Raw genomic sequence first — 513 nt, forward strand, 5'->3', positions numbered from 1 at the left:
GGCGCGCTCCAGTTCGGCGCGCGCGGCCGCTTCCACCCGCGCGCCGCGGGCGCGTCGATCCAGTCCGGGCTCAGCGGCCACCGGTCGCCAGCGGCACGGCCACGCCACCGCTGAAGGTCGACCACTGCGGCTGGCGGATGACGTTGCCGAAGCCGTCCAGGCGCAGCGTGCCGGTGGCACCGGCCAGCTCGCCGTCGGTGCGGGTGACCAGCCGCTCGAGGAAGGCGCTGACCAGCCAGGCATCGTGGCCGAACGCGAACAGGCGCGCCGCGCCGCCACGTGCGGTGGGCAGCATCTCCGACACCTGGCTGTACGGCGGCAGCCCGGCCACGCCGCGCGCCGACCAGGCATCGCCGGGGAAGACGATGCCGTCGAGGACGACGTCTTCGCTGGCCTTGCCGGTGCCGGAGGTCAGCTGGGCGCCGGCGACGCGGGTGCGCCCGGCCAGGCCGGTCGCCGCCAGCTGCGGCGCCAGCGCACGTGCCTGCGCACCGCGCACGGCCAGGAAGACCG

The 513-nt window shown here is 76.8% G+C and carries 1 protein-coding gene; it reads right to left on the reverse strand.

All coding sequences use genetic code 11. From position 1 onward, the window contains the following. Positions 1-70: 70 nt before the first annotated feature. On the reverse strand, positions 71-513 hold a 443-nt coding region (locus J7528_RS24175; protein WP_291879938.1), incomplete at its 5' end, for a penicillin-binding protein activator.

This window comes from Caulobacter sp. (assembly GCF_017744445.1).
In the GTDB taxonomy this organism is placed as follows: Bacteria; Pseudomonadota; Alphaproteobacteria; order Caulobacterales; family Caulobacteraceae; genus Caulobacter.